At 68.2% G+C, this 21,821-nt stretch carries 22 protein-coding genes; 15 read left to right on the plus strand and 7 right to left on the minus strand.

All coding sequences use genetic code 11. From position 1 onward, the window contains the following. Positions 1-28: 28 nt before the first annotated feature. Both LWW96_RS15245 and soxR read right to left on the minus strand, forming a co-directional pair. Complete coding sequence (locus LWW96_RS15245) at positions 29-2,653, minus strand: FG-GAP-like repeat-containing protein (RefSeq protein WP_291488436.1); 2,625 nt, start codon at positions 2,651-2,653, stop codon at positions 29-31. Positions 2,654-2,912: 259 nt separating this feature from the next. Beyond that, positions 2,913-3,422 (minus strand): redox-sensitive transcriptional activator SoxR, encoded by a 510-nt coding sequence (gene soxR, locus LWW96_RS15250; protein ID WP_291488437.1) that lies wholly within the window; start codon positions 3,420-3,422, stop codon positions 2,913-2,915. 136 nt (positions 3,423-3,558) lie between these two features. On the opposite strand from soxR, the gene LWW96_RS15255 reads away from it, so the two are divergent. Both LWW96_RS15255 and LWW96_RS15260 read left to right on the plus strand, forming a co-directional pair. Beyond that, complete coding sequence (locus LWW96_RS15255) at positions 3,559-4,017, plus strand: RidA family protein (protein ID WP_291488438.1); 459 nt, start codon at positions 3,559-3,561, stop codon at positions 4,015-4,017. 172 nt (positions 4,018-4,189) lie between these two features. Beyond that, positions 4,190-5,371, plus strand: a complete 1,182-nt coding sequence (locus LWW96_RS15260; protein WP_291488504.1) for an MFS transporter — start codon at positions 4,190-4,192, stop codon at positions 5,369-5,371. 314 nt (positions 5,372-5,685) lie between these two features. Here LWW96_RS15260 and LWW96_RS15265 read toward each other — a convergent pair whose 3' ends face one another. Together LWW96_RS15265 and ylqF are read right to left on the minus strand one after the other, a co-directional pair. Then, positions 5,686-7,983, minus strand: a complete 2,298-nt coding sequence (locus LWW96_RS15265) for an EAL domain-containing protein (protein ID WP_291488439.1) — start codon at positions 7,981-7,983, stop codon at positions 5,686-5,688. A gap of 102 nt (positions 7,984-8,085) precedes the next feature. Further along, positions 8,086-9,051 carry a ribosome biogenesis GTPase YlqF gene (ylqF, locus tag LWW96_RS15270; RefSeq protein ID WP_291488440.1) on the minus strand — a complete coding sequence of 322 codons (966 nt, stop codon included), beginning with the start codon at positions 9,049-9,051 and terminating at the stop codon, positions 8,086-8,088. Between the two features lie 71 nt (positions 9,052-9,122). Here ylqF and LWW96_RS15275 point away from each other — a divergent pair, with 71 nt between their 5' ends. Continuing rightward, the gene (locus tag LWW96_RS15275) at positions 9,123-9,377 is read left to right on the plus strand and encodes a hypothetical protein (protein ID WP_291488441.1); all 255 of its coding nucleotides are present in this window, start codon (positions 9,123-9,125) and stop codon (positions 9,375-9,377) included. Continuing rightward, on the plus strand, positions 9,374-9,619 hold the full coding sequence (locus tag LWW96_RS15280; protein WP_291488442.1) for an oxidoreductase-like domain-containing protein: 246 nt from the start codon (positions 9,374-9,376) through the stop codon (positions 9,617-9,619). The genes LWW96_RS15275 and LWW96_RS15280 overlap by 4 nt, the downstream gene beginning before the upstream one ends. A 197-nt stretch (positions 9,620-9,816) precedes the next feature. On the opposite strand, the gene gshA is transcribed toward LWW96_RS15280, so the two are convergent. The 3 genes from gshA to LWW96_RS15295 form a co-directional block, all read right to left on the minus strand. Next, the gene (gshA, locus tag LWW96_RS15285; protein WP_291488443.1) at positions 9,817-11,343 is read right to left on the minus strand and encodes a glutamate--cysteine ligase; all 1,527 of its coding nucleotides are present in this window, start codon (positions 11,341-11,343) and stop codon (positions 9,817-9,819) included. A 72-nt stretch (positions 11,344-11,415) separates the two neighbouring features. Further along, positions 11,416-12,324: an SDR family oxidoreductase gene (locus LWW96_RS15290; protein WP_291488444.1), complete on the minus strand. Its 909-nt coding sequence runs from the start codon at positions 12,322-12,324 to the stop codon at positions 11,416-11,418. A gap of 172 nt (positions 12,325-12,496) precedes the next feature. After that, entirely contained in the window at positions 12,497-13,429 is a 933-nt protein-coding gene (locus LWW96_RS15295; protein WP_291488445.1) for an aminotransferase class IV, read from the minus strand. A gap of 162 nt (positions 13,430-13,591) precedes the next feature. Between LWW96_RS15295 and LWW96_RS15300 the strand changes: the two genes are divergently transcribed. From LWW96_RS15300 to tolA, 11 genes are all read left to right on the plus strand, one after another. Continuing rightward, on the plus strand, positions 13,592-13,873 hold the full coding sequence (locus tag LWW96_RS15300; RefSeq protein ID WP_291488446.1) for a DUF427 domain-containing protein: 282 nt from the start codon (positions 13,592-13,594) through the stop codon (positions 13,871-13,873). 531 nt (positions 13,874-14,404) lie between these two features. Continuing rightward, positions 14,405-15,076 (plus strand): DUF938 domain-containing protein, encoded by a 672-nt coding sequence (locus tag LWW96_RS15305; RefSeq protein ID WP_291488447.1) that lies wholly within the window; start codon positions 14,405-14,407, stop codon positions 15,074-15,076. Continuing rightward, a complete protein-coding gene (locus tag LWW96_RS15310; protein ID WP_291488449.1) occupies positions 15,073-15,378 on the plus strand; it encodes a 2Fe-2S iron-sulfur cluster-binding protein in 306 nt (101 codons plus the stop codon). The genes LWW96_RS15305 and LWW96_RS15310 overlap by 4 nt, the downstream gene beginning before the upstream one ends. 302 nt (positions 15,379-15,680) lie before the next feature. After that, on the plus strand, positions 15,681-16,802 hold the full coding sequence (ribBA, locus tag LWW96_RS15315; RefSeq protein ID WP_291488451.1) for a bifunctional 3,4-dihydroxy-2-butanone-4-phosphate synthase/GTP cyclohydrolase II: 1,122 nt from the start codon (positions 15,681-15,683) through the stop codon (positions 16,800-16,802). 19 nt (positions 16,803-16,821) lie between these two features. Then, complete coding sequence (gene ribH, locus LWW96_RS15320; protein ID WP_291488453.1) at positions 16,822-17,286, plus strand: 6,7-dimethyl-8-ribityllumazine synthase; 465 nt, start codon at positions 16,822-16,824, stop codon at positions 17,284-17,286. Further along, positions 17,283-17,852, plus strand: coding sequence for a transcription antitermination factor NusB (gene nusB, locus LWW96_RS15325; RefSeq protein WP_291488454.1), 570 nt, complete (start codon positions 17,283-17,285; stop codon positions 17,850-17,852). The genes ribH and nusB overlap by 4 nt, the downstream gene beginning before the upstream one ends. A gap of 90 nt (positions 17,853-17,942) precedes the next feature. Next, on the plus strand, positions 17,943-19,127 hold the full coding sequence (locus tag LWW96_RS15330) for a pyridoxal phosphate-dependent aminotransferase (RefSeq protein ID WP_291488456.1): 1,185 nt from the start codon (positions 17,943-17,945) through the stop codon (positions 19,125-19,127). A gap of 6 nt (positions 19,128-19,133) precedes the next feature. Beyond that, on the plus strand, positions 19,134-19,553 hold the full coding sequence (gene ybgC / locus LWW96_RS15335; protein ID WP_291488458.1) for a tol-pal system-associated acyl-CoA thioesterase: 420 nt from the start codon (positions 19,134-19,136) through the stop codon (positions 19,551-19,553). Beyond that, positions 19,550-20,257 (plus strand): protein TolQ, encoded by a 708-nt coding sequence (gene tolQ / locus LWW96_RS15340; RefSeq protein ID WP_291488460.1) that lies wholly within the window; start codon positions 19,550-19,552, stop codon positions 20,255-20,257. The genes ybgC and tolQ overlap by 4 nt, the downstream gene beginning before the upstream one ends. Positions 20,258-20,271: 14 nt before the next feature. Continuing rightward, on the plus strand, positions 20,272-20,700 hold the full coding sequence (locus tag LWW96_RS15345) for an ExbD/TolR family protein (RefSeq protein ID WP_291488461.1): 429 nt from the start codon (positions 20,272-20,274) through the stop codon (positions 20,698-20,700). Between the two features lie 28 nt (positions 20,701-20,728). Further along, the gene (gene tolA, locus LWW96_RS15350; RefSeq protein WP_291488462.1) at positions 20,729-21,739 is read left to right on the plus strand and encodes a cell envelope integrity protein TolA; all 1,011 of its coding nucleotides are present in this window, start codon (positions 20,729-20,731) and stop codon (positions 21,737-21,739) included. Positions 21,740-21,821 lie beyond the last annotated feature (82 nt).

Raw genomic sequence — 21,821 nt, forward strand, 5'->3', positions numbered from 1 at the left:
GCAGACCGTGGGCGCAGGAGGCTGGCCGCTATCGCAGTGTACGGCGCCTGGCAAAGGCCAGCATCGCCAACGCCAAGCCCATCAGTGCGAGCGGGCTGTTCACGGGCACCGCAACCGAGGTGCCGGGGCCGGGCCCGCCGCCCGGAGGGATGCCCGCAGCGGTGTTGGTCAAGTCAAACTTCTGGAGGATCGCTTGTTCGAGCACGGTGTCATACACGATGGCGGTGACCTGGTACGACCCCACCGTCCCGTCGGCGGTGGCCGTGACTTCCGCAAAGCCATTGGCGTCGGCCAGCGCGCTCTCTGCAGACAATACCGCGCCACCTGACGCGATGAAATAGACACGCACCTGCGGCGTGGCACTGTTGTCCCAAGCCGTCACGCGCACGCGAAGCTTCTGCGCAAACGTCGTATTGACGGGCGTGCTTTGCGGGGTGCCGCTCACCGAGGCCATGAACTTCGGCAGGTCCGGCACATTTCTCAGCAAACGGCTCTGGGGGCTGACGACCGCGCTGCCTTGCACGCTGGCCTTGATCGAGTAGGCGCCCACAAACCCGTTGGCTGTGGCACTGACCTGTGCGTTGCCTGCGGCGTCGGTCACGGCGGTGAGCGTGGAGAGGCTCGCCGTAGCGCCCGATGCGGGATCGGAGGTCACCGCGAAAGCCACCGTGGCGCCTTGCACCGGATTGCCGGAGGAGTCTTGCACGTGCGCAATCACAGGCCCCGAAAACGGCCGGGTGACGTAAGCCCACTGGGGCGTAGACGCGTCAAACCCGATGGAGGCAGCAGCCCCTGCAGACGCGGCATTCGACAGTTTGATCGAGGCACCGGTGGCGCCGGGCGCCGTGACAGAAACGCTGTAGACGCCTGCCTGGCCCGCTGCCGTCGCGGTGACCGCGGCAAAACCATTGGCATCGGTCACGGCCGTGGAGGAAGACAGCACCACACGCGAGGGCACGCTCGGCCCGCCGAACGTGACCAGGACGCCAGCCTTGGGATTGTTGGACGCGTCGGTCAACCGCACTTGCAGCGGGGTACCAAACGCCGTGTTGACCAGCGTCGTTTGGTTGTTGCCGGCCGTCACCGCCAAGCTGTCCGTGGTGGTGTTGCACAAACTGAAGATAGGCACATTGCCCAAGCTGCCGACGACGCCCTTCATCTCATAGCAGCCCATCACCCCATTGGCAACCGGGGTGTAGCTGAAGACGCCTTGCCCATTGGTCGTGCCCGAGCCCGAGGACGCAACCGGCAGCCCAGGCCCGGGATCGACGGGCGTAATGCCCACGGCCAAGCCGGGCACGCCCACCCCGTTGCCGTCGACCACCTTGATCGACAGGGGTTGCGGAAAGCTCGTATTGAACACCGTACTCTGCGGTGTGCCGGTCGCACTCACCGACGCAGGAGAGAGCGCAAGGGTTTTGAAAACGGCGATGGTCCCCGCGCCGGGGCCTGACGTCACAAGATCGGCACGGCCGTCGCCATTCAGGTCCATGGCCGCCAGCATGCGGGTTACGGAATAGCCGATGTGTTCATTCAACACAAAGCTGTGATTGGCCTGCTGCAGCCCCACAAAACCGTCGGAGATCACGTCCAACCGGCCGTCACCGTTCACGTCGGTGATGATGACCCGCCCCATTTCGCGGCCCCCATTCATGGGAACCCCCGTGGCGAATAGCTTGGTGGCAGGAAAAAATGAACCGCTGCCAATACCCCTGGCCATCCATACCCCTTGGCCATAATAATTTTGCAAAAGCAGGTCAAGCTTTCCGTCTCCATCCACATCGGCGATTTCAATATCACTAATGCTGCCGACGCTGTTGCCCACACTCACCAGAGGCGCTTGCGGGGCAAATGCTCCATTGCTAACCCCTTTCAGCCAGGAAACCGTTCCGCCCACAGCGCCGTCCGCAAAAATCAGGTCTGCATTGCCGTCCCCATCGACATCTGCCAATTGCGCTTGGCGCGTACCTGAATTACCGGCCACACCACTATAGGACACCTCGTACTGCCCCACCAATATGAAGGTCCCAAACCCGATATTTTGCAAAACTTCAAAATAATGGGTACCCCCAAAATTCCCTGTATCGTAGACACCCACCACGATGTCCAGTTTTCCGTCATGGTTGAGGTCGGCCAGCATGGGGCCTGAAGCTCCATAATCTGTTGCATCCGCAAGCCCCGGCCGCTGCAGCGGGAAAGCACTGAAGTCGCCGTTGTTGTTGCCTGACCCCTTCAGGACCGACACGCCGAAGTCATCGGTGATGACCAAGTCCATCTTGCCGTCGCCATCCAAATCGCCGACGGAAATGCCGTTGGGCTTTTGCAAGCCGAACACCAGATTATTGAAGTCATGCTTCAGCACCAGGCCGCCAGCGGGAGTTCCCATGTAGATGAGCAGATGGTCGTTGTCGGTATTGAGAACCGCCAGATCGGGGTATCCATCATTATTGAAATCAGCACTTGCAGCCGCTGTCGAAACACTGCCAGGGCTTCCGACATTGTTGGCCTGCAAAGCCGGCGGCCCGAAAATGTTGGCAGCCTGCGCTGGCAGTGCCAGTGCGCAAAGCGCAATAACTGCAAACGCACCGGCAGCCATGCGTCTTGCGCTTTGAATTAATTTGCTTGGTAGCTGCTGCAGCTTGGAATTTCCCATGGCTCTTGAATCCTCCGTATGACCAAGAGCAGTCTAGGAAGTTAATTCCCGCCGCACACCACCCCCGGGGGTGGGGCGCACGTCCCATTGCTGTGATTGCCGGCCACCGGCCCCCAGAGCAGCCCGCGTGTCACGGATCACCCGGCAGGCCGAGCCGGGTTGCCCGGTCATCCCGGTAGCGCACCGGCTGTTGAAACACAGCACGGGGCCGGTCCTGCAGCACGGGGGGTGCCTTGCGCAGCGCCAACGGCGGCCCGCGTCAAAAATGCGGCCCCGGCCCCTCTTGGGCCAGCGTGTCCTGCGCGTTGCGTAGCGGGCAGACCTTGAGCGACAGGCAGCCGCAGCCGATGCAGCCGTCGAGCTGATCCCGCAGCGCCGTCAGCGTGCGGATGCGCTCGTCCAGGTCGTCGCGCCAGCGGGCGGACAGGCGGCGCCAGTCGGCCACCGTGGGGGTGCGGCCGGCGGGTAGCGCCTGCAGGGCGTCGGCAATGGCGGCCAGGGGCAGGCCCATGCGCTGGGCGATCTTGATTACGGCCACGCGGCGCAGTACCGAGCGGGGGTAGCGGCGCTGGTTGCCCGCGTTGCGCGCACTGGCGATGAGCCCGCGCGATTCATAGAAGTGCAGGGCTGAGACGGCCAGGCCGCTGCGGCTGGCGACCTCGCCCACCGACAGCTCCGACTGTTCGGGCTGCGTGCGCGCTACCACACGGGCCGCGGGATGGGCGAGCCCGGCGGGATTCCCTTTCACGGCTGCACGGGATTTCTTCATGGGGTTTGACCTCAATAGCACTTGAGGTTTGATACTAACCGCGAAATCTTCCCACCCGCCCTGGCCGTCGCGGCAACGACGGTGGCAGTGGCTTCAATTTCTTCCCCCGACTTCTGAACTTCTGAACTTCTGCACCATGCACCTTGATTCCGCACCCCCTCGCCAGCCAGCCTCTGCCGACGCCACGCTGCATTTCATCAACCCCCCTGGCCTGTACGACCCGCGGGCTAATGGCTACACCCATGTGGTCGTAGCCCCCGCCGCGGCGCGCACCATTTTTGTGGCGGGCCAGGGGGGCGAGAACGCGGCGGGCGAGCTGTCTGCCGACTTTGGCGAGCAGTTGGAGCAGGCGTTTTCCAACCTGCACACCGCGCTGGCAGCGGCGGGCGCCAGTGTGCGCGACGTGGCTAAGCTCACCGTGCTGGTGGTGGACCACACCGGGCAGCGGCTGGCGCAGCTGAGCCACGCGGTGCGCAGCCAGTGGGCGGATGGCCGGGCGCCGGCATGCACGCTGGTTCCGGTGCCCCGGCTCGCGCTCGATGGCATGCTGGTGGAGGTCGAGGCCACGGCGGTCACCACGGCAGCGCAGGCATGAGGTGTGCATGCAGCAAGAGCCCACCAGCACCCCCTTCATCCCACGAACCACTCCAGCATCCAGCGGCATGAGCACTCCAGGCACTCCTTCCTCCTCCCGAACCCTCCCGTCCACAGGGCCGGGCAGCGCCCCCGCAGAGGCCCCCGGCCTCGGCACGCCGGTGCTGCTGCTCATGGCCGCGGCCTGCGGGTTGTGTGCGGGCAGCAATTACTTCAACCAGCCGCTGCTGCATTCCATCGCCACGCAGTTGCAGGTGCGCGATGCGTCGGCCGCGCTCATCGTCACGCTGGCGCAGGTGGCCTACGCGGCGGGCCTGCTCTTGCTGGTGCCGCTGGGTGATTTGCTGGAGCGGCGGCGTCTCATCACCACGCTGATGCTGCTGGCGGCCCTGGGGCTGTTTACCAGCGGGTTTGCGGGCAGCTACGCCATGCTGGCGCTGGGCACGGCGCTCACGGGGCTGTTCTCGGTGGCGGCGCAGGTGCTGGTGCCGCTGGCGGCCACGCTGGCAGCGCCGGGACGCAGCGGGCGCGCGGTGGGGCTGGTGATGAGCGGACTGCTCGTGGGCATTCTGGCGGCGCGCAGCGTGGCGGGCCTGCTGTCGGAACTGGGCGGCTGGACGCTGGTGTACCGCGTGGCCGGCGTGGCCATGGTGGCCGTGGCGCTGGCGCTGTGGTGGGTGATGCCCCGCTCGCAAAACGCGGCGCGGGCGCAGGGGTATGCACAGGTCCTGCGCTCGCTGGGCACGCTGGCCCTGCGCCACCCGCGCCTGCGCAGCCGGGCGCTGCTGGGCGGGCTGTCGTTTGCCTCGGTCAGCGTGCTGTTTTCCACCATGGCGTTGTTGCTGGCGGGGCCGGCCCACCGGCTGGGCGACGCAGGCATCGGCCTGGTGGGGCTGGCGGGGGTGGCGGGCGCGCTCATGGCCAATGTGGCCGGGCGCATGGCGGACCGGGGCCAGGCCCAGGTGGCCACGGCCGCCTCGGTGGGCCTGCTGCTGCTGGGCTGGGGCGCCCTGTGGCTGGGCGCCAGCAGCCTGGTGTGGTTCCTGGTGGGGATGCTGGTGGCCGACCTGGCGCTGCAGGGCGTGCACATCAGCAACCAGAACGTGATTTACCGGCTGGACCCCACGGCCCGGGCGCGCCTCAACGCGGTGTACATGACCAGCTACTTCACGGGCGCGGCCACGGGGTCGGCGCTGGGCTCGGTGGCCTGGCTCTGGGGCGGCTGGGGCGCCACCTGCGCCCTGGGCGGCGGCATCGCCGTGCTCAATGCGCTGGCCCTGGCCTACGACCAGCGGCTGGCCGTGCGCACGCCAGCCGGGACCCTGCCCCGCACTGCGGAGAGCGCCGGGGCCTAGGAGGCTGCGCGGCAGAAGGAGCATCGGCTGCAACGCGCGATAAACCGGTCTCGCGCGGTACTACCTCCTGCGCCCAGGGGGCCACCCTGGGCTTGTCGGTAGCACCACGCGATCCTCGGTTTTCGCGCGTCTCGCTTCGATGCCTTCTGCCGCGCAGACTCCTAGCCATCGCCCGGGGCACGCGGGGGCGCGGCGCCTCGCGCGCACCCGCGCAGGGCCTCAGTTGCTACAGAAAAAATAGCTGTCAGCGCTTACCCCATAAGGGCTAGCAGCCATTTTTTATTAATAACCCCCGCTTTGGAGCGTTCACGCCGTCACAGCCTTGGGGCAACATCCCCCCGCTGCGCCGCACGGGCCAGCCAGTCGGCCTGGGGCTCGGGGCGGCTGAACAGGTAGCCCTGGTGCAGGATGCCCGGCGCGCGCTGGCTCAGGAACTGCGCCTGCTCGGGCGTTTCCACGCCCTCGGCCACCACGCGCAGCCCGAAATGCCGGGCCACCGACAGGATGCCTTCCACCAGCACGCCATCGTCGGCGTCGGTGGGCGCGTCGCGCACGAACGAGCGGTCGATCTTGATTTCCTGAATGGGCAGGCGCTTGAGGTAGGCCAGCGAGGAGTAGCCCGTGCCGAAGTCGTCCAGCGAGATGTCCACGCCCAGGGCGGCCAGCTCGCGCATCTTGCCCACGGCATCGTCAAAGTCGTCGATCACCAGGCCCTCGGTCACCTCCAGCGTGAGCAGCCGGGAGTCCGCGCCCGAGGACAGCAGCAACGCGCGCAGGTGCGGCACAAAGCCGGCCTGCCGGAACTGCCGGGCGCTGAGGTTGACGGACAGGCGCAGCCGCCGTTCGCGGAACACGGGCTGGGCCAGCAGCGCGCAGGCCTGGGCCAGCACCCAGTTGCCCAGGTGCACGATGAGATCCGACTCCTCGGCCACGTGAATGAACACGCCGGGCGCCACCAGGCCGTCGCGCGGGTGCTGCCAGCGCACCAGGGCCTCGGCACCGGTCACCCGCCCCTGCACGTCCACCTGCGATTGCAGGTACAGGCGCAATTCGCCGGCGCTGATGGCCTGGCGCAGCTCGCGCTCCACCCGAAAGCGCTGCTCGGCGGCCTCGCCCATGCCCTGCTCGAAAAACGCGGCCCGCCCGCCACCGGCCTGCTTGGCCCGGTGCAGCGCGGTGCCGGCGCGGCGCAGCGCGTCGTGCGCGCCGTCGTCGGCACTTTGCGGGTACAGCGTGATGCCCACGCTGGCGCCCAGCTGGGCCTCTTCCGCGTCGTTGTCCTGCAGGTGCAGGGGGCGCAGCAGCACCGCTTGCAGCCGGTCGGCAAAGGCCAGCGCCCGGCGGCCCGCCCGCACCGCGTCGGCGCCCAGGCCGTGCAGCACCACCGCGAACTCATCGCCCGCCACACGCACCAGCAGGCCCTGGGGCGGGAGGATCTCCGACAGGCGCAGGGCCACTGCGCACAGCAGCCGGTCGCCCATCTCGCTGCCGCGCGCGTCGTTGAAGGTGGTGAAACGGTCCAGGTCCAGCAGCAGCAGCGCGTGCTGGGTGGTGGGCGTGCGGCCCGGCCGGCACTGCAGCGCGGACAGCCGCTCCATCAGAGCGAAGCGGTTGGGCAGGCTGGTGAGGCTGTCGAAATGCGCCAGGCGGTGGATCTCCTGCGCGGCGCGCTTGCGCTCGGTGATGTCCTGCTTGAGCTCCACGTGGTGGCTGATGTGCCCGTCGGGCTGCCGGATGGGGGCCACCACCACGGCCTCGACGATCTCGCTGCCGTCCTTGCGACGGTTGACCTGCTCACCCGCCCAGTTCTCGCCGCGCGCCAGCGTGTCGCGCAGGCCCTGCTGCTGGGCCACGGTGAGCCCGTTGCCGGAAAAACGCTCCGTGGGCTGGCCCAGCACCTCCTCGCGCGCGAAGCCCGTGCGCGCGACAAAGGCGGCGTTGACGTATTCGATGCGGCCCTGCAGGTCGGTGACGACAATGCTCTCGGGGCTTTGCTCCACCGCGCGCTGCAGCTTGCGCAGCTCGGCGTCGGTGGCCACCAGGCTGCTGGCGGTGCGCTGGGCCTCGCGCACCCGGCCCACGTAGCTGCGCCGCGACAGCAGCGTGGCCGCCGCCGTCACGGCCAGGATGCCGCTCAGGTACACCAGGTAGGCGGCGCGGTTGCCGTACCGGGCGGGCGGCAGCCAGCCCTGCACGTCGGCCCAGACGAAAAAAACGAACAGCACGCCCGTGACGCCGGTGAGCACCAGGGTGTGCCGCGCACCCAGCACCCATCCGGCAAAGACGATGAGCACGGGGAAATTCAGCAGGTTCGGCCCGCGCAGCCCGCCGTTGTTGGCAGCCACCAGCGCGGCCACGCACCACACGCCCCAGATCAGCACCAGCGCCGCCATGTCCCAGCGCTGGCGCCGGCCCAGCAGCACGCCGGCGCCGCCCAGCGCGGCAGCGGCCAGGTTGAGCAGCACGGGAACCCACGCCAGCGTCTGGTCCAGCAGCACCAGCAGGGCGGCAATCACGCTGCCCATGCCCAGCACCGCCCACGAACCCGCCAGCACCAGCTGCGCAGTGGTGGCATCGACTCGCTCAAAAGACCGGGGGGCGGCGGCGGGCATTGATGTGCATCAAGGGAAAACAGCCAGTCGGGCATGGTAACCCGAACCCTCCGGGCGGCGCCACACTGCGGCAGCGGCAATCGGCGGTGGCTGCGCCGGTGCCTATTCGCCGGGCTCGGGCGCTTCGCGCCGGCCCGATCCTTTGCCCTTGGCCTTGGCGCGTGCGTCCTTCTTGGCCTGGCGCTGGGCGTCCTGGGCCAGCCCGGCCGCGCGCCAGGCTTCGAACTCCTGCGGCGTTTCCAGCGTGACGCGGCCCAGGATGGCGGTGCGGAAGTCGGTGAGCACGATCTCGGCCGCCTTCTGCAGGTTCACCCGCCCGCCGCCCATCATGGCGCCGCGCTTGCGGCCGATGGCTTCGAGCAGTTCGTCGTCCTGCAGCGCAGCGATGGCGTCCGCCGACAGGCCCAGCTTGTAGCGCGCCTCCAGCAGCGGCGCGTAGTGCGTCTGCAGGCGGCGCAGCAGTTCCAGCGCCACCAGCTCTTCGTCGTAGGCATTGCGGCCCACGGCACCGCTGGCGGCCAGGTTGTAGCCGCTCTCGGGCACGATGATGCGCGGCCACAGCATGCCCGGGGTGTCCCACAGGTAGAAGTCGTCGGCCAGGGTGATGCGCTGCTCGATCTTGGTGATGCCGGCCTCGTCGCCGGTCTTGGCCTGGCGCTTGTTGGACAGCGTGTTGATGAGCGTGGACTTGCCCACGTTGGGCACGCCGCAGATCAGCACCCGCATGGGCTTGGCCATGCCGCCGCGGCCGGGCGCCAGCAGGTGGCAGGCGTCGATGAGCTTGCGCGCAGGCGCCGGGTCGGACGCATCCAGCGGCACGGCGCGGGTTTCGCTCTGGGCGTTGTACCAGTCCACCCACAGCGGGGTGCGCGCGGGGTCGGCCACGTCCTGCTTGTTGAGCACCTTGAGCGTGGGCTTGTGGCCCGTGAGCTCGGCCAGCAGCGGGTTGCTGGTGGAGCCGGGCAGGCGCGCGTCCAGCACCTCGATCACCACGTCGATGTCCTTGATGCGCTCGGCAATCGCCTTCTTGGTCAGGTGCATGTGACCGGGGAACCACTGGATGGCCATGCGGGGGCTTTCGTTCTGTCGCTGAAAAGGGGCAAGGATAATCGCGGTCCCTGTTGCCCACGCCCGCTGCCATGCCCCTGCCTCCGCCAACCCGCCGCAAAGCCGATCAGGAAATGCTGTTCAAAGGCGTGACCGTCGCCCTGATCGGGCTGGTGATCCTGCTCGCGCCCTACATCGCGCGGTCGGACAGCGTGCGCGAGATGATGGGCCAGGCCGCCGTGGTGGGCTGGTTTGCGCTGGTGCTGGGGATTGCTTTTGTCGTGCAATGGGCCGTGCGGCGGGCGCGGGCGGGCCGCAATCCCGGCAGCGGCAACCGCAAGCCATGAGCGCAGCGGTCACCCTGCCCCACGCCTTTGCGCCCCCGCCGCGCGCCGTGGACGGCGCCTCGGCCCAAGCCATGTTCCGCGTGCTGCAGGAGCAGGCCTGGCTGGCGGGCATCGCCCTGCGCAACCCGCCGCCCGAGCCCACCACCTGCTGCGGCCGGGGCTGCAATGGCTGCGTGTGGGAGGGTTTTCTGGAAGCGGCCGAATACTGGCGGCAAGAGGCGCTGCTGCAGCTGCAGGACTGAGTTGCAAGCCCAATCGACCTCTAGCGCTTGATGGATAAGCGCTGGCAGCTATCAAATTCAGAGTGCCAAACCACTCTGCCTGGTAGCAGCCGCGGCCTCCAACTGGTGCGATCCAAGACCCGTGCCACCGTGGAACGGGCTTTGCCAGGCCACCGGTGGCGTCCCCCTTGGGGAAAGCGGCGCAGCCGCTCAGGGGGTCATCCCAGTTCCGAGACGGCCATGTACTGCTCGCGCCAGGCCTCGAACGGCAGCGTGTCGGCGGCCTCGATGGCTTTTTGCGCGGTGATGGACTCCTCGGCCAGGGCCACAAAGCGGGCCTGCTGCGCAGGCGACCACGGCAAGGCCAGCAACGCGTTTTGGGCCTGCACCGAGCATTCGCGCGCAAAGGCCTCAAAGCTGTGGCCGTGCTGCTGGGTGATGGACTGCAGCACCCGGGCCGAGGGCGTATCGCCCGGCGCGGCCATCAGCGCCCGCGCTGCACGCAGCGCAGCGCTGTAGTCGCCGCAGCCATGCTGTGCGTCCAGCGCCTGGGCCAGCGGGGCACATTCATCCAGCACCTGCGTGCCCCAGTCGGCGAGCCGCACGCGCTCCCCGCCGCGCTGCAGCAGCAGCCCGGGCTCGCGCCCGCGCTCGGCCGTGAGGTGCTGGTTCTGCTTGAGCGCGGCAATCTCGGCCGGTGTGTCGGGCGGGCTGTCGGACAACAGGCAGTGCAGCAGGAACACGTCCAGCAGCCGCATGGTCTGCGCCGTGATGCCCACGGGCACGAACGGGTCCAGGTCCATCAGGCGCACCTCCACGTATTCGACGCCGCGCTCGCGCAGTGCGTGCAAGGGGCGCTCGCCCGTGCGCACGGTGCGCTTAGGGCGGATGGTGCCGTAGAACTCGTTCTCGATCTGCAGCAGGCTGGTGCCCAGCTGGTTGTAGTCGCCGCCGGGATTGCGCACGCCCAGCGCCTCATACGCCGGATACGGCTTGGTGAGGGCTTCATGCAGTGAATTGGCATAGCCCGTGAGGCCGTTGTAGCTCACGGCCAGCGTGGCCTGGGCGTCGCTCTGATAGCCCAAGCGGCCCATGCGCAGCGAGGTGGCGTGGGGCATGTACAGCGCGCTGCCGCCTTCCATGCGCTGCAGGCCGTGCTCGCGCCCTTCCACAAAGCACGGACACAGCGCAGGCGAGGCACCAAACAGGTACAGCAGCACAAACGCATGCCGGCGGAAGTTGCGGATGAGGGCAAAGTACTGCTCGCTCGTCACGCCGGGCAGGGACCAGTTGTAGTGGATGCCCGAGATGGTCTGCATGCGCCGGCCGTAGCGGTGGCCCAGGCCCATGCGGTACACGCTCTTGGCGCGGCCGATGTTGGAGCCGCCGTAGCGCGCCAGCGGAATGGTTTCGTCGGTGGGCAGGCCGCAGGGCATGCTGGAGGCCCACAGCAGCTCGCCGCCGCTGTCCTTGAGCACATGGTGCACGAACTGGTGCACTTCGGTCAGCTCATCCAGGCAGGCTTGCACGCCCCGGTGCGCGCCCGTGATCAGCTCCAGCTGCGACTCGCTGTAGTCGGTGGTAATCAGCGGGTGCGTGAGGGCCGAGCCCAGTGCCAGCGGGTGGGGCGTGAGGGCCAGGCCGTCCGTGGGCAGCACGCGCAGCCCTTCTTTCTCGATGCCGCGGCGAATCCCCCCCAGGGCATCCGCCGGGTAGGCGGCCAGTCTCTCGTGCAGTGTGCTCATATGGTGATACCGAATCCGTCTTTTGTCGGCCCGGAACTTAGCACGGAGCTGGCCTGCCCGTGTGGAGCTGGCTTAAACCCTGGCCGCCAGGGCCTTTCCGACTTCGTTGGTGCCCTGGGCCGCGCCACTTTGTGGTACTTGCTCGCCCACACGCTCGGTCACCTCGGCCAGGCGGGCGGCCAGTTGCTCGGGCACGTCGGCGCCGATGCCCAGATGAATGCCCTGCGTCAGCGTGATGTGGGCCGCCTCGAACGTGCCCGCGCCCGCGCACAGGATGGTGCGCGTGGGCGCGCTTTCGTGCGCCAGCACCAGCATGGCGGGCACCACGGCCTCGGGCTTGAGGGCATCGAGCACCTCCTGCGGCATCAGGCCTTCGGTCATGCGCGTGGCGGCCGTGGGGGCCAGGGCGTTCACATGGATGTTGTACTTGGCGCCCTCGATCGCCAGGGTCTGCATCAGCCCCACCTGCGCGAGCTTGGCCGCGCCGTAGTTGGCCTGGCCGAAGTTGCCGTACAGGCCGGTGGACGAGGTGGTCATCACGATGCGGCCGTACTGCTGCGCCACCATGTGCGGCCACACGGCCTTGCAGCAGTGGGCGGCGCCCATCAGGTGCACCTGCACGACCAGGTTGAAGTCGGCCATGTCCATCTTGGCGAACGACTTGTCGCGCAGGATGCCGGCGTTGTTGACCAGGATGTCCACGCGGCCCCAGGCGTCGATGGCCTGCTGCACCATGGCCTCCACGGCCGCGAAGTCGGTGACGGACGCGCCATTGGCCAGCGCCTCGCCGCCCGCCGCACGGATCTCGTCGACCACCGCCTGCGCGGCCGTCACCGTGCCGCCGCTGCCGTCCACCGCGCCGCCCAGGTCGTTGACCAGCACCTTGGCGCCGCGCTTGGCCAGCGCCAGCGCATGCTGGCGGCCCAGGCCGCCGCCCGCGCCGGTCACGATGGCCACGCGGCCCTTGAAATCAATGCTCATGCAGGTTCTCCAGTGTGTTTGCCAAAAAGGATGGGATGGCGCACGCGCGCCGCGCGCCGCGCGGGGCACTGTAAGCCACGAGGCGCGGGGGCCGGGTTGCGTTGGCGACTCCGAAACGGCAGGGCCCCGAAGTGCGTGGCTCAGCCGTGGCCCGATTGAGAACGGGTGCAGTTCAGGCGACGGAGCCCCCGTCGCTCGTCTCGTAATTCACCGGCCGGCTCAGGCGCGGGTCGCGGTGCCAGTCCCAGTACGTCTGCACCAGCTGGCGCACCACGGGGCCCACGGCGCCATCGCCCACAGGCTGGCCGTCCACCCGCGTGACGGGCAAGACGCCGCCGCCGGACGTGGAAAGGAACACCTCGCGCGCCGCGCGCAGCTCCGCCGCGGGCAGGTCCCGCACCTGCAGCGGCAGGCCCAGGGCCTGCGCCATCTCCAGGACCGTGCGGCGCGTGATGCCTTCCAGCACCCCGTGGGCGGGCGTGACGACCGTGCCCTGCGCGTTCACGCAAAAGACGTTGAACCCCGGCCCTTCCACCACATGGCCCGCGCCATCGGTCAGCACCACCGTGTCGCCACCGGCGTCCAGCGCGCCCAGCAGGCCCATGGTCAGGTCGTTCCAGTGGTAGTTCTTGGCGCGCGGGTCCACGCTCTGCGCCGGGATGCGCTGCACGTCGCTCACCACGAGGTGCAGGCCCTGCGCGCGCTGCGCTTCGTTGGCGATCCACACATACGGCACGGCAAACGCGTAGAACTGGTTCGCCGCCTGGCGCGGGTCGCGCGAGCCCCACGGCGGCTGGCCGCGGGTCACGATCATCTCCACGTAGGCATTGCGCAGGCCCGACAAGCGCACGCACTGCTCCAGGATGCCCGCGATCTGCGCCGCGGGGCGCCCGGCGTCCAGCCGGAAGCGCGCGCAGCTGGCCAGGAATCGCTCCAGGTGCGCATCCAGGCGGAAGAACGCGCCCTCCCACACCGTCACGACGTCATAGGTCGCGTCCGACCGCAGGAACCCCCAGTCGGTGAGGGGGATGGCCGCCTCGCCGATGGGGACATACCGGCCGCGCACGTAGGCGGCTCCTTGGGAATAATCGGGCTCGGTGCTCATCCCGCCCATTCTTCGCGGCTGGCGCGCCAAACGCAACCCTGTGCGGCCACCAGTGCGGCCACCGGCGCATCCACCAGTGCGCCTCCAGTGTGCCTTTGTGGCCCAGGGCACAGCCCGCGCGCACCCCGCAAGGCCTTCACCCCATTTTTTCAAGGAGTCCACATGAAAGCCACCTGGAACGGCGTTGTCCTCGCCGAAAGCAACGACACGGTCATGGTCGAGGGCAACCACTATTTCCCCGAAAGCGCCCTGAACCGCGCGTTCTTCACCTTCAGCAACCACAAGAGTACGTGCCCATGGAAAGGCCAGGCCAGCTACCTCTCGCTGCTGGTCAACGGCGAGATGAACGCCGACGCCGCCTGGTTCTACGCCGATCCCAAGCCCGAGGCCGAGCAGATTCGCGGCCGTGTGGCGTTCTGGAAAGGCGTGAAGGTGACGGAATGAACCCCGGCGGGTGCAGCGCCTGCGGGTTATCCCTGCAGTCGCTGGACAATCGTGTGGATAAGTTTTGACAAGTCCTGTATGGCCGCGCCAAGTCATTGATTTGTAATGCAATCCACCAGATTGCTTCATTTTTAAGCAGTCGCCCATCGTCCGCCCCCCGGTTATCCCTGCGCGCACTGGACAACGCTGTGGACAACCTTGAACAAGCCTTGGATCACGCATCCAAGTTATTGATTTTCAAGGACTATCGTTGCATTGCCCAAAAAGGAGGCAACCGACGCATCCCCGGCCGGAACACACTCGCCACCCCAGTTATCCCGCCCCGCGCTGGACAATTTTGTGGATAACTCTGGACAAGCCCTGTATGGCCGGCGTAAGTGCTTGATTTGCAAGGGCTGCGTCAGGCCTGCTGAAAAAGAAGGCAGCCGGCACAGGCCCGCATGCCGCGGTACAGTCAGGGCCGCCGCCCTGCGGATGCTGCAAAATTCATAGCTTCCAGCGCTTTCCCAGCAAGGGCTGGAGGCCAAAAACATGCAAAAAACAGACCCCGATCTTCCCCACAGCCCCGCAGCCGAGCGCAACCAGGGCCCCATCCTGGCCCAGCTGCAGGCCCTGCTCGGCACTGCCGGCCGCGCGCTGGAGGTGGCCAGCGGCACCGGCCAGCATGCGGCCCACTTTGCCGCGGCCCTGCCGGGCTGGCAATGGCAGCCCACCGACCGGCAGGCCACCCACTTCGGCGCCATTACCGGCTGGGCCGCCCACCGTGGCGCGGCCAACGTGCTGCCCCCGCGGCGCCTGGACGTGCTGCACAGCCCCTGGCCCGACGCGGGGCCAGCGTTCGGGGCCGAATTCGACCTGGTCTACTGCGCCAACATGCTGCACATTGCGCCCTGGGCGTGCTGCGCCGCGCTGATGCAGGGCGCCGCGCGCCACCTGGCCCCGGGCGGACGGCTCGTGACCTACGGGCCCTACCTGGAAGACGGCGTGCCGACGGCGCCCAGCAATGCCGCTTTTGACGCCAGCCTGCGCGCGCAGGACAGCGCCTGGGGCCTGCGCCGCCTCGAAGACGTGGCGGCCACGGCCGCTGCCGCCGGCCTGGCCCTGCTGCAGCGCCACGCCCTGCCGGCCCACAATCTGCTGCTGGTGTGGGGCCGCGCCGCCTCCGCCACCCGAGCAACCCCACCGATCGCCCCTTCCGCATGACCGCACCCGCCACCCCGCCCACCGCTCCGTTCTTCATCGCCAAGGTCGAGCCCGACGGCCTGCAGTGCGACGCCTGGCCCGAACAGCCGCTGCTGCTGTCCCTGGAGCAAGGCGGCATTGACTGGCCCAGCTCCTGCCGCAACGGCACCTGCCGCACCTGCATCGGCCACCTGGTCGAGGGCACGGTGCGCTATGCCATCGAGTGGCCCGGCCTCTCGGCCGAGGAAAAGGCCGAGGGCTGTGTGCTGCCCTGCGTGGCCTACCCGGCGTCTGACGTGGTGATCCAGGGCTCGGCCATCTGAGCTGAGCATGAGAGACGGCTCAGGAGCCCTGGCTCCTTCTGCCGCCCCCATTCCTTGAGGCCGCGCAAGCCGGGCAGCGCCCGCGCTACCGAGCGACCGCGCAAAGGCATCGCCGTGAACTAAAATCACGCCTTTCCTGTGCAGGTGCGGCCACTTGGCCGCTGCACCTGCGACGTGCGGCAGCGCCGCATCGCATGTTCTTTGGGTGGTTCTGGGGGCGCCGAGCCTCCGCCAGAAGAACCTGCGCTGCAGCGCCCCGCCAACCCGCCGCCCGCGGCGGCCCCAACGAAAGCGCCCCTCTCATGAATTCCCCCCTCACCCCGGTGCCCATCTCGCCGGTGCAAGACATCGTGGCCGAGATGCGCGCCGGGCGCATCGTCATCCTGGTGGATGAAGAAGACCGCGAGAACGAAGGCGACCTGGTGCTGGCGGCGGACCACGTCACGCCCGAGGCCATCAATTTCATGGCCCGCTTCGGCCGCGGGCTGATCTGCCTGACGCTCTCGCGCGAGCGCTGCGAGCGCCTGCAACTGCCGCCCATGGTGGCGCGCAACGGCACCAAGATGGGCACCGCCTTCACCGTGTCGATCGAAGCAGCCGAAGGGGTGACCACCGGCATCTCGGCCGCCGACCGCGCACGCACCGTGCAGGCCGCCGTGGCCCCCAACGCCCAGGCCAGCGACCTGGTGCAGCCCGGCCACATCTTCCCCCTGCAGGCCGTGGAAGGCGGCGTGCTCATGCGCGCCGGCCACACCGAGGCCGGCTGCGACCTGGCCGCCATGGCCGGCTGCAGCCCCGCCGCCGTGATCTGCGAGATCATGAAAGACGACGGCACCATGGCCCGCCTGCCGGACCTGCAGCTGTTCGCCGCCGAGCACGGCCTGAAGATCGGCACCATCGCCGACCTCATCGAATACCGCAGCCGCAACGAATCCCTGGTCGAGAAGGTGGGCCAGCGCGAGCTGAAGACCGCCTTTGGCACCTTCACCGCCCACGCTTTCCGCGACAAGCCCAGCCAGGCCGTGCACCTGGCCCTGGTCAAGGGCGCGTGGGACGCCGGCGACTCGGTGCCCGTGCGCGTGCATGAGCCGCTGTCGGTGCTGGATGCGCTGGAAGTCAACCGCTCCATGCACTCCTGGAGCCTGGACACCAGCCTGCAGTACCTGGCCGCGCAGGGCAAGGGCGTGGCCGTGCTGCTCAACTGCGGCGAAAGCGCCGCGCAGCTGCTGGCCCAGTTTGAAGGCACCGCCCGCTCGGCCCAGGCGCCGGAGCGCGGCCGCATGGACCTGCGCACCTACGGCGTGGGCGCGCAAATTCTGCGCGAGTGCGGCGTGCACAAGATGGCGCTGATGGGCCAGCCACGCCGCATGCCCAGCATGGCAGGCTACGGCCTCGAAATCACCGGCTTCATCCCCAAAGAATAAAGACAGGAACAGGATCACCATGTTTGGCGCAGAAAAAGGAACAGCGGACCGGCTCGACGGCAAGAAGCTGCACATCGGCATCGTGCAGGCCCGCTTCAACGAGAGCATCACCAACTCCCTGGCCAGCGCCTGCCGCGCCGAGCTGCTGGCGCTGGGCGTGCAGGAAAAGAACATCAAGCACGTGCTGGTGCCCGGCGCGCTGGAAGTGCCCGTGGCCCTGCAGGCCCTGGCCGAGGCGGACGAGTACGACGCGCTGATTGCGCTGGGCTGCATCATCCGCGGCGAGACCTACCACTTCGAGCTGGTGGCCAACGAGTCGGGGGCGGGCGTCACGCGCATATCGCTGGACTATCAGGTGCCCATCGCCAACGCCATCATCACCACCGAGAACATGGAGCAGGCCATTGCCCGCCAGACCGAAAAGGGTGTGGATGCGGCCCGCGTGGCGGTGGAGATGGCCCACCTGCTGGACGATCTGTCATGAGCGAAAACACCCCCTCTTCCCCCGGCGCGCCCCAGCGCCCGCCGCGCCAGCCCCGCACGGGCGTGACGTCCACCGGCGCGCGCAAGGCAGCGTCCAAGTCCAACCGCAGCCGCGCCCGCGAGTTCGCGCTGCAGGCGCTGTACCAGCACCTGGTGGGCGGCAACGCGCCCGAGTCCATCGACGCCTTCACGCGCGACCTGGCGGGCTTTCACAAGGCCGACTCGGTGCACTACGACGCGCTGCTGCACGGCTGCATCGCCAACGCGGCCGACATGGATGCGCTGATCACCCCGCTGCTGGACCGCAAGATGGCCGAGATCTCGCCCATTGAGCACGCCACCATGTGGATCGGCGTGTACGAGTTCCAGCACTGCCTGGACGTGCCGTGGCGCGTGGTGCTCAACGAGTGCATTGAGCTCGCCAAGGAGTTTGGCGGCACCGACGGCCACAAGTACGTGAACGGCGTGCTCAACGGCCTGGCGCCCAAGCTGCGCGCGGCCGAGGTGGGCGCCGACAAGGCCTCTGGCGCGGCGCCAGCGGCCGGCACGTCCACCGAAGGCGCCTGACCGCGCCGCCAGCCCGGGCACGCGCCTTGCGTGCCGCCCGGCGCTCCATCTTCGAACCACGCCCGACCTGCACGGGCAGGACTTTTTCCGATGAAGTTTTCCACGCGCGCCGAGCGCATCGAACCGTTCTACGTGATGGAAGTGGCCAAGGCCGCGCAGGCCCTGGCCCGCGAGGTGGCCGGCACGCGCGAGCCCATGATCTTCCTGAACATCGGTGAGCCGGACTTCACCGCGCCGCCCCTGGTGCAGGAAGCCGCGGCGCGCGCCGTGCGCGATGGCGCCACGCAGTACACCAACGCCCTGGGGCTGGACGCGCTGCGCGAGCGCATCAGCGGCTGGTACCAAAGCCGCTTCGGCGTCAACGTGCCCGCCCGCCGCATCGTGGTGACGGCGGGCGCATCGGCCGCGCTGCAGCTCGCGTGCCTGGCGCTCATCGAGGCGGGCGACGAGATCCTGATGCCCGACCCCAGCTACCCCTGCAACCGCCACTTCGTGAGCGCCGCAGAAGGCCGGGCCGTGCTGCTGCCCACCACCGCGGCCGAGCGCTACCAGCTGAGCGCCGACAAGGTGCGCGCGGCCTGGAACGCACAAACGCGGGGCGTGCTCCTGGCATCGCCCTCGAATCCGACCGGCACCTCCATTGCGCCCGGCGAGCTGCGCCGCATTCACAACGTGGTGCGCGCCCAGGGCGGCATCACGATGATCGACGAGATCTACCTGGGCCTGTCGTACGAAGAAGAGTTCGGCCACACGGCCCTCGCCATCGACGAGAACATCATCAGCATCAACAGCTTCAGCAAGTACTTCAACATGACGGGCTGGCGCCTGGGCTGGATGGTGGTGCCCGAGGCCATGGTGCCGGTGGTGGAGCGCCTGGCGCAGAACCTGTTCATCTGCGCCAGCACGGTGTCGCAGCACGCGGCGCTGGCCTGCTTCGAGGCCGAGAGCATCGCCGAATACGAGCGCCGCCGCGCCGAGTTCAAGGCCCGGCGCGACTTCTTCATCCCCGCGCTGCAGTCGCTGGGCCTCGGTGTGCCGGTGATGCCCGATGGCGCGTTCTACGCCTGGGCCGACTGCACACAGGCCGCGCAGCGGCTGGGCGTGCAGGGCAGCTGGGACACCGCGTTTGCGCTGATGCGCCGCGCGCACATCGCCGTGACGCCGGGGCGCGACTTCGGCACGGCCGAGACGCAGCGCTTCATCCGCCTGTCCACGGCGAACTCGATGGCGCAGCTGCAAGAGTCGGTCGCACGGCTGCGCACGCTGCTGGGGTGAAGCGGCATGGGGTTCGAGTTTCCCATCCGCGTCTACTGGGAGGACACCGATGCCGGGGGCATCGTGTTCTATGCCAACTACCTCAAGTTTTTCGAGCGCGCCCGCACGGAGTGGCTGCGCTCGCTGGGTGTGGGCCAGCAGCGGCTCAGGGAACAAACGGGCGGGATGTTTGTCGTAACCGACGCACAGCTGCGCTACCACCGGCCCGCGCGCCTGGATGACGAACTCATTGTTACCGCCGCTTTGCAGAGCAGTGGCCGCGCATCGTTGACAATACTGCAGCAGGCGCTCCTGAAACCAGAGCAGATGACCGTACAGACACCGACGCTGTTGACCGAAGGCACCATCCGCATCGGGTGGGTTGACGCCACCACCCTGCGCCCCGCCCGCATTCCGGGCTCCCTGCTGGAACAACTCACACCATGAACTCCCAAAACATGTCCATCATCTCCCTGGTGCTGCACGCCAGCTGGGTGGTGCAACTCGTGATGCTGCTGCTGCTGTGCGTGTCCGTGGCGAGCTGGGCCGCCATCTTCCGCAAGCTGTTCGCACTCAAGCGGGTGAAGGCCCTCAACGAGGATTTCGAGCGGGAGTTCTGGTCCGGCACCAGCCTGAACGACCTGTACGCCAGCGCCGCCCAGAATGCCAAGCACGCGGGCCCCATGGAACGCATCTTCGCCAGCGGCATGCGCGAATACCAGAAGCTGCGCGAACGCCGCATCACCGACCCCGGCACCCTGCTCGACGGCGCCCGCCGTGCCATGCGCGCGAGCTTCCAGCGCGAAATGGATGTGGTCGAGTCCAGCCTCTCGTTCCTGGCCTCGGTGGGCTCCGTGTCGCCCTATGTGGGGCTGTTTGGCACCGTCTGGGGGATCATGCATGCCTTCACCGGCTTTGCAGGCATGGAGCAGGTGACGCTCGCCACCGTGGCGCCCGGCATTGCCGAGGCCCTGGTGGCCACCGCCATCGGCTTGTTCTCCGCCATTCCCGCCGTGATCGCCTACAACCGCTTCGCCCGGGACATCGACCGCGTGGCCACCCACCAGGAGACCTTCATCGAAGAGTTCTCCAACATCCTGCAGCGCAACCTGGGCGCGCAGCCTGCGGCCCACACGGCGTCGGGCCACTGAACGGAGACCTGCCCATGCCCGCCCTAGCCTCCCGCGGCCGAGGCCGCCGCACCATCAATGAAATCAACATGGTGCCTTTCATCGACGTGATGCTGGTGCTGCTCATCATCTTCATGGTGACGGCGCCCATGCTCACGCCCGGCGTGGTCGATGTGCCCAGCGTGGGCAAGGGCAAGAACATGCCCAAGGTGGTGGCCCAGGTCATCGTGAACAAGGATGGCTCGCTGCAGTTCAAGACCCCCGATGCCACCCGCAGCCTGAACCAGCGCGAGATCGGCGAAGCGGCCAGCCGCTGGCAAAAAGCCCAGGACGAGAACGCCACCAGCGCCGTCGTCATCACGGCCGACAAGGGCGTGCAGTACGAAAGCGTGGTCAAGGCCATGGACGCGCTGCAGAAGGCTGGCGTGCAGCGCGTAGGCCTGTCCGTCAAGCAGGGCGGATAAGCCGCCTGCGCCACTGTTGCCCCGCCCCATGCACGACCACCACCACGACCGCGATCAGTTTGCCCCCCCCGAGCCGCCGGCGCGGCTGCGCGCCGTCGCCCTGGCGGTGCTGGTGCATGCCGTGCTGATCGGCGCGCTGACCTGGGGCGTGAACTGGAAAAACACCGCGGACCAACCCGCGGTCGAGGCGGAATTGTGGGCCGCCGTGCCCACCCAGGCGGCGCCGCGCGCCGTGGAGCCGCCGCCTCCGCCCCCGCCGCCGCCCGTTCAACAAGTCACGCCGCCGCCCCCCCCGCCACCGCCGCCCGTGCGGACGGCGGAGCCGGACAACACGCGCGAGGCCGACATTGCCATCGAGCGTGAAAAGAAACGCCTGGAGCAAGAAAAGAAGGCGCGCGAACAACAGCAAGAGCGCGAAAAGCGCGAGCGCGAACGCAAGGAAGAAGAGCGCCGCGAACGCCTGGAGCAGGAGAAGAAAGAGCGCCTGCAAAAAGAGAAGGAAAAGGAAAAGGAAAAGGAAAAAGAGAAAGAGAAGGAGAAAAAGGAACTGCGCGAGAAGCAGCTGGCCGAGCAAAAGAAGGCCGAGCAGGAAAAGCAGAAGAAGCTGGCCGAGGACAAGCGCAAGGCCGACGAGGCCGCCAAGCGCAAGGCAGATGCCGAGGCCAAGCAGCTGGCCGAGCTGCGCGAAGCCAACCTGCGCCGCATCCAGGGGCTGGCAGGCGCCACGGGCGGGGAAACCGCGACGGGTAAGGACAAGGAAACGCGCAGTCCTTCGGGCGGCTACGGCGGCAAGGTGGCCGCCAAGGTCAAACCCAACATCGTGTACCCCGACGCCATTTCGGGCAACCCGCGCGCCGAAGTGGAGGTACGCCTGGCGCCCGACGGCACCATCGTGGGCAAGCGCCTGGTGCAGTCCAGCGGCAACCGGGCCTGGGACGACGCCGTGCTGCGCGCCCTGGACAAGACCGAGACCCTGCCCCGCGATGTGGATGGCCGCGTGCCCCCTTCGCTGACCATTGGCTTCCGGCCCCAGGACTGAGGCGGCGGCGCCCCCCACGGCAAAACGCCCGGCAGAACCGGGCGTTTTTTTATTCATTTTGGCCTCTAGCGCTTTACCAGCA

It is taken from the genome of Acidovorax sp. (genome assembly GCF_021287135.1).
GTDB lineage: Bacteria > Pseudomonadota > Gammaproteobacteria > Burkholderiales > Burkholderiaceae_C > Acidovorax.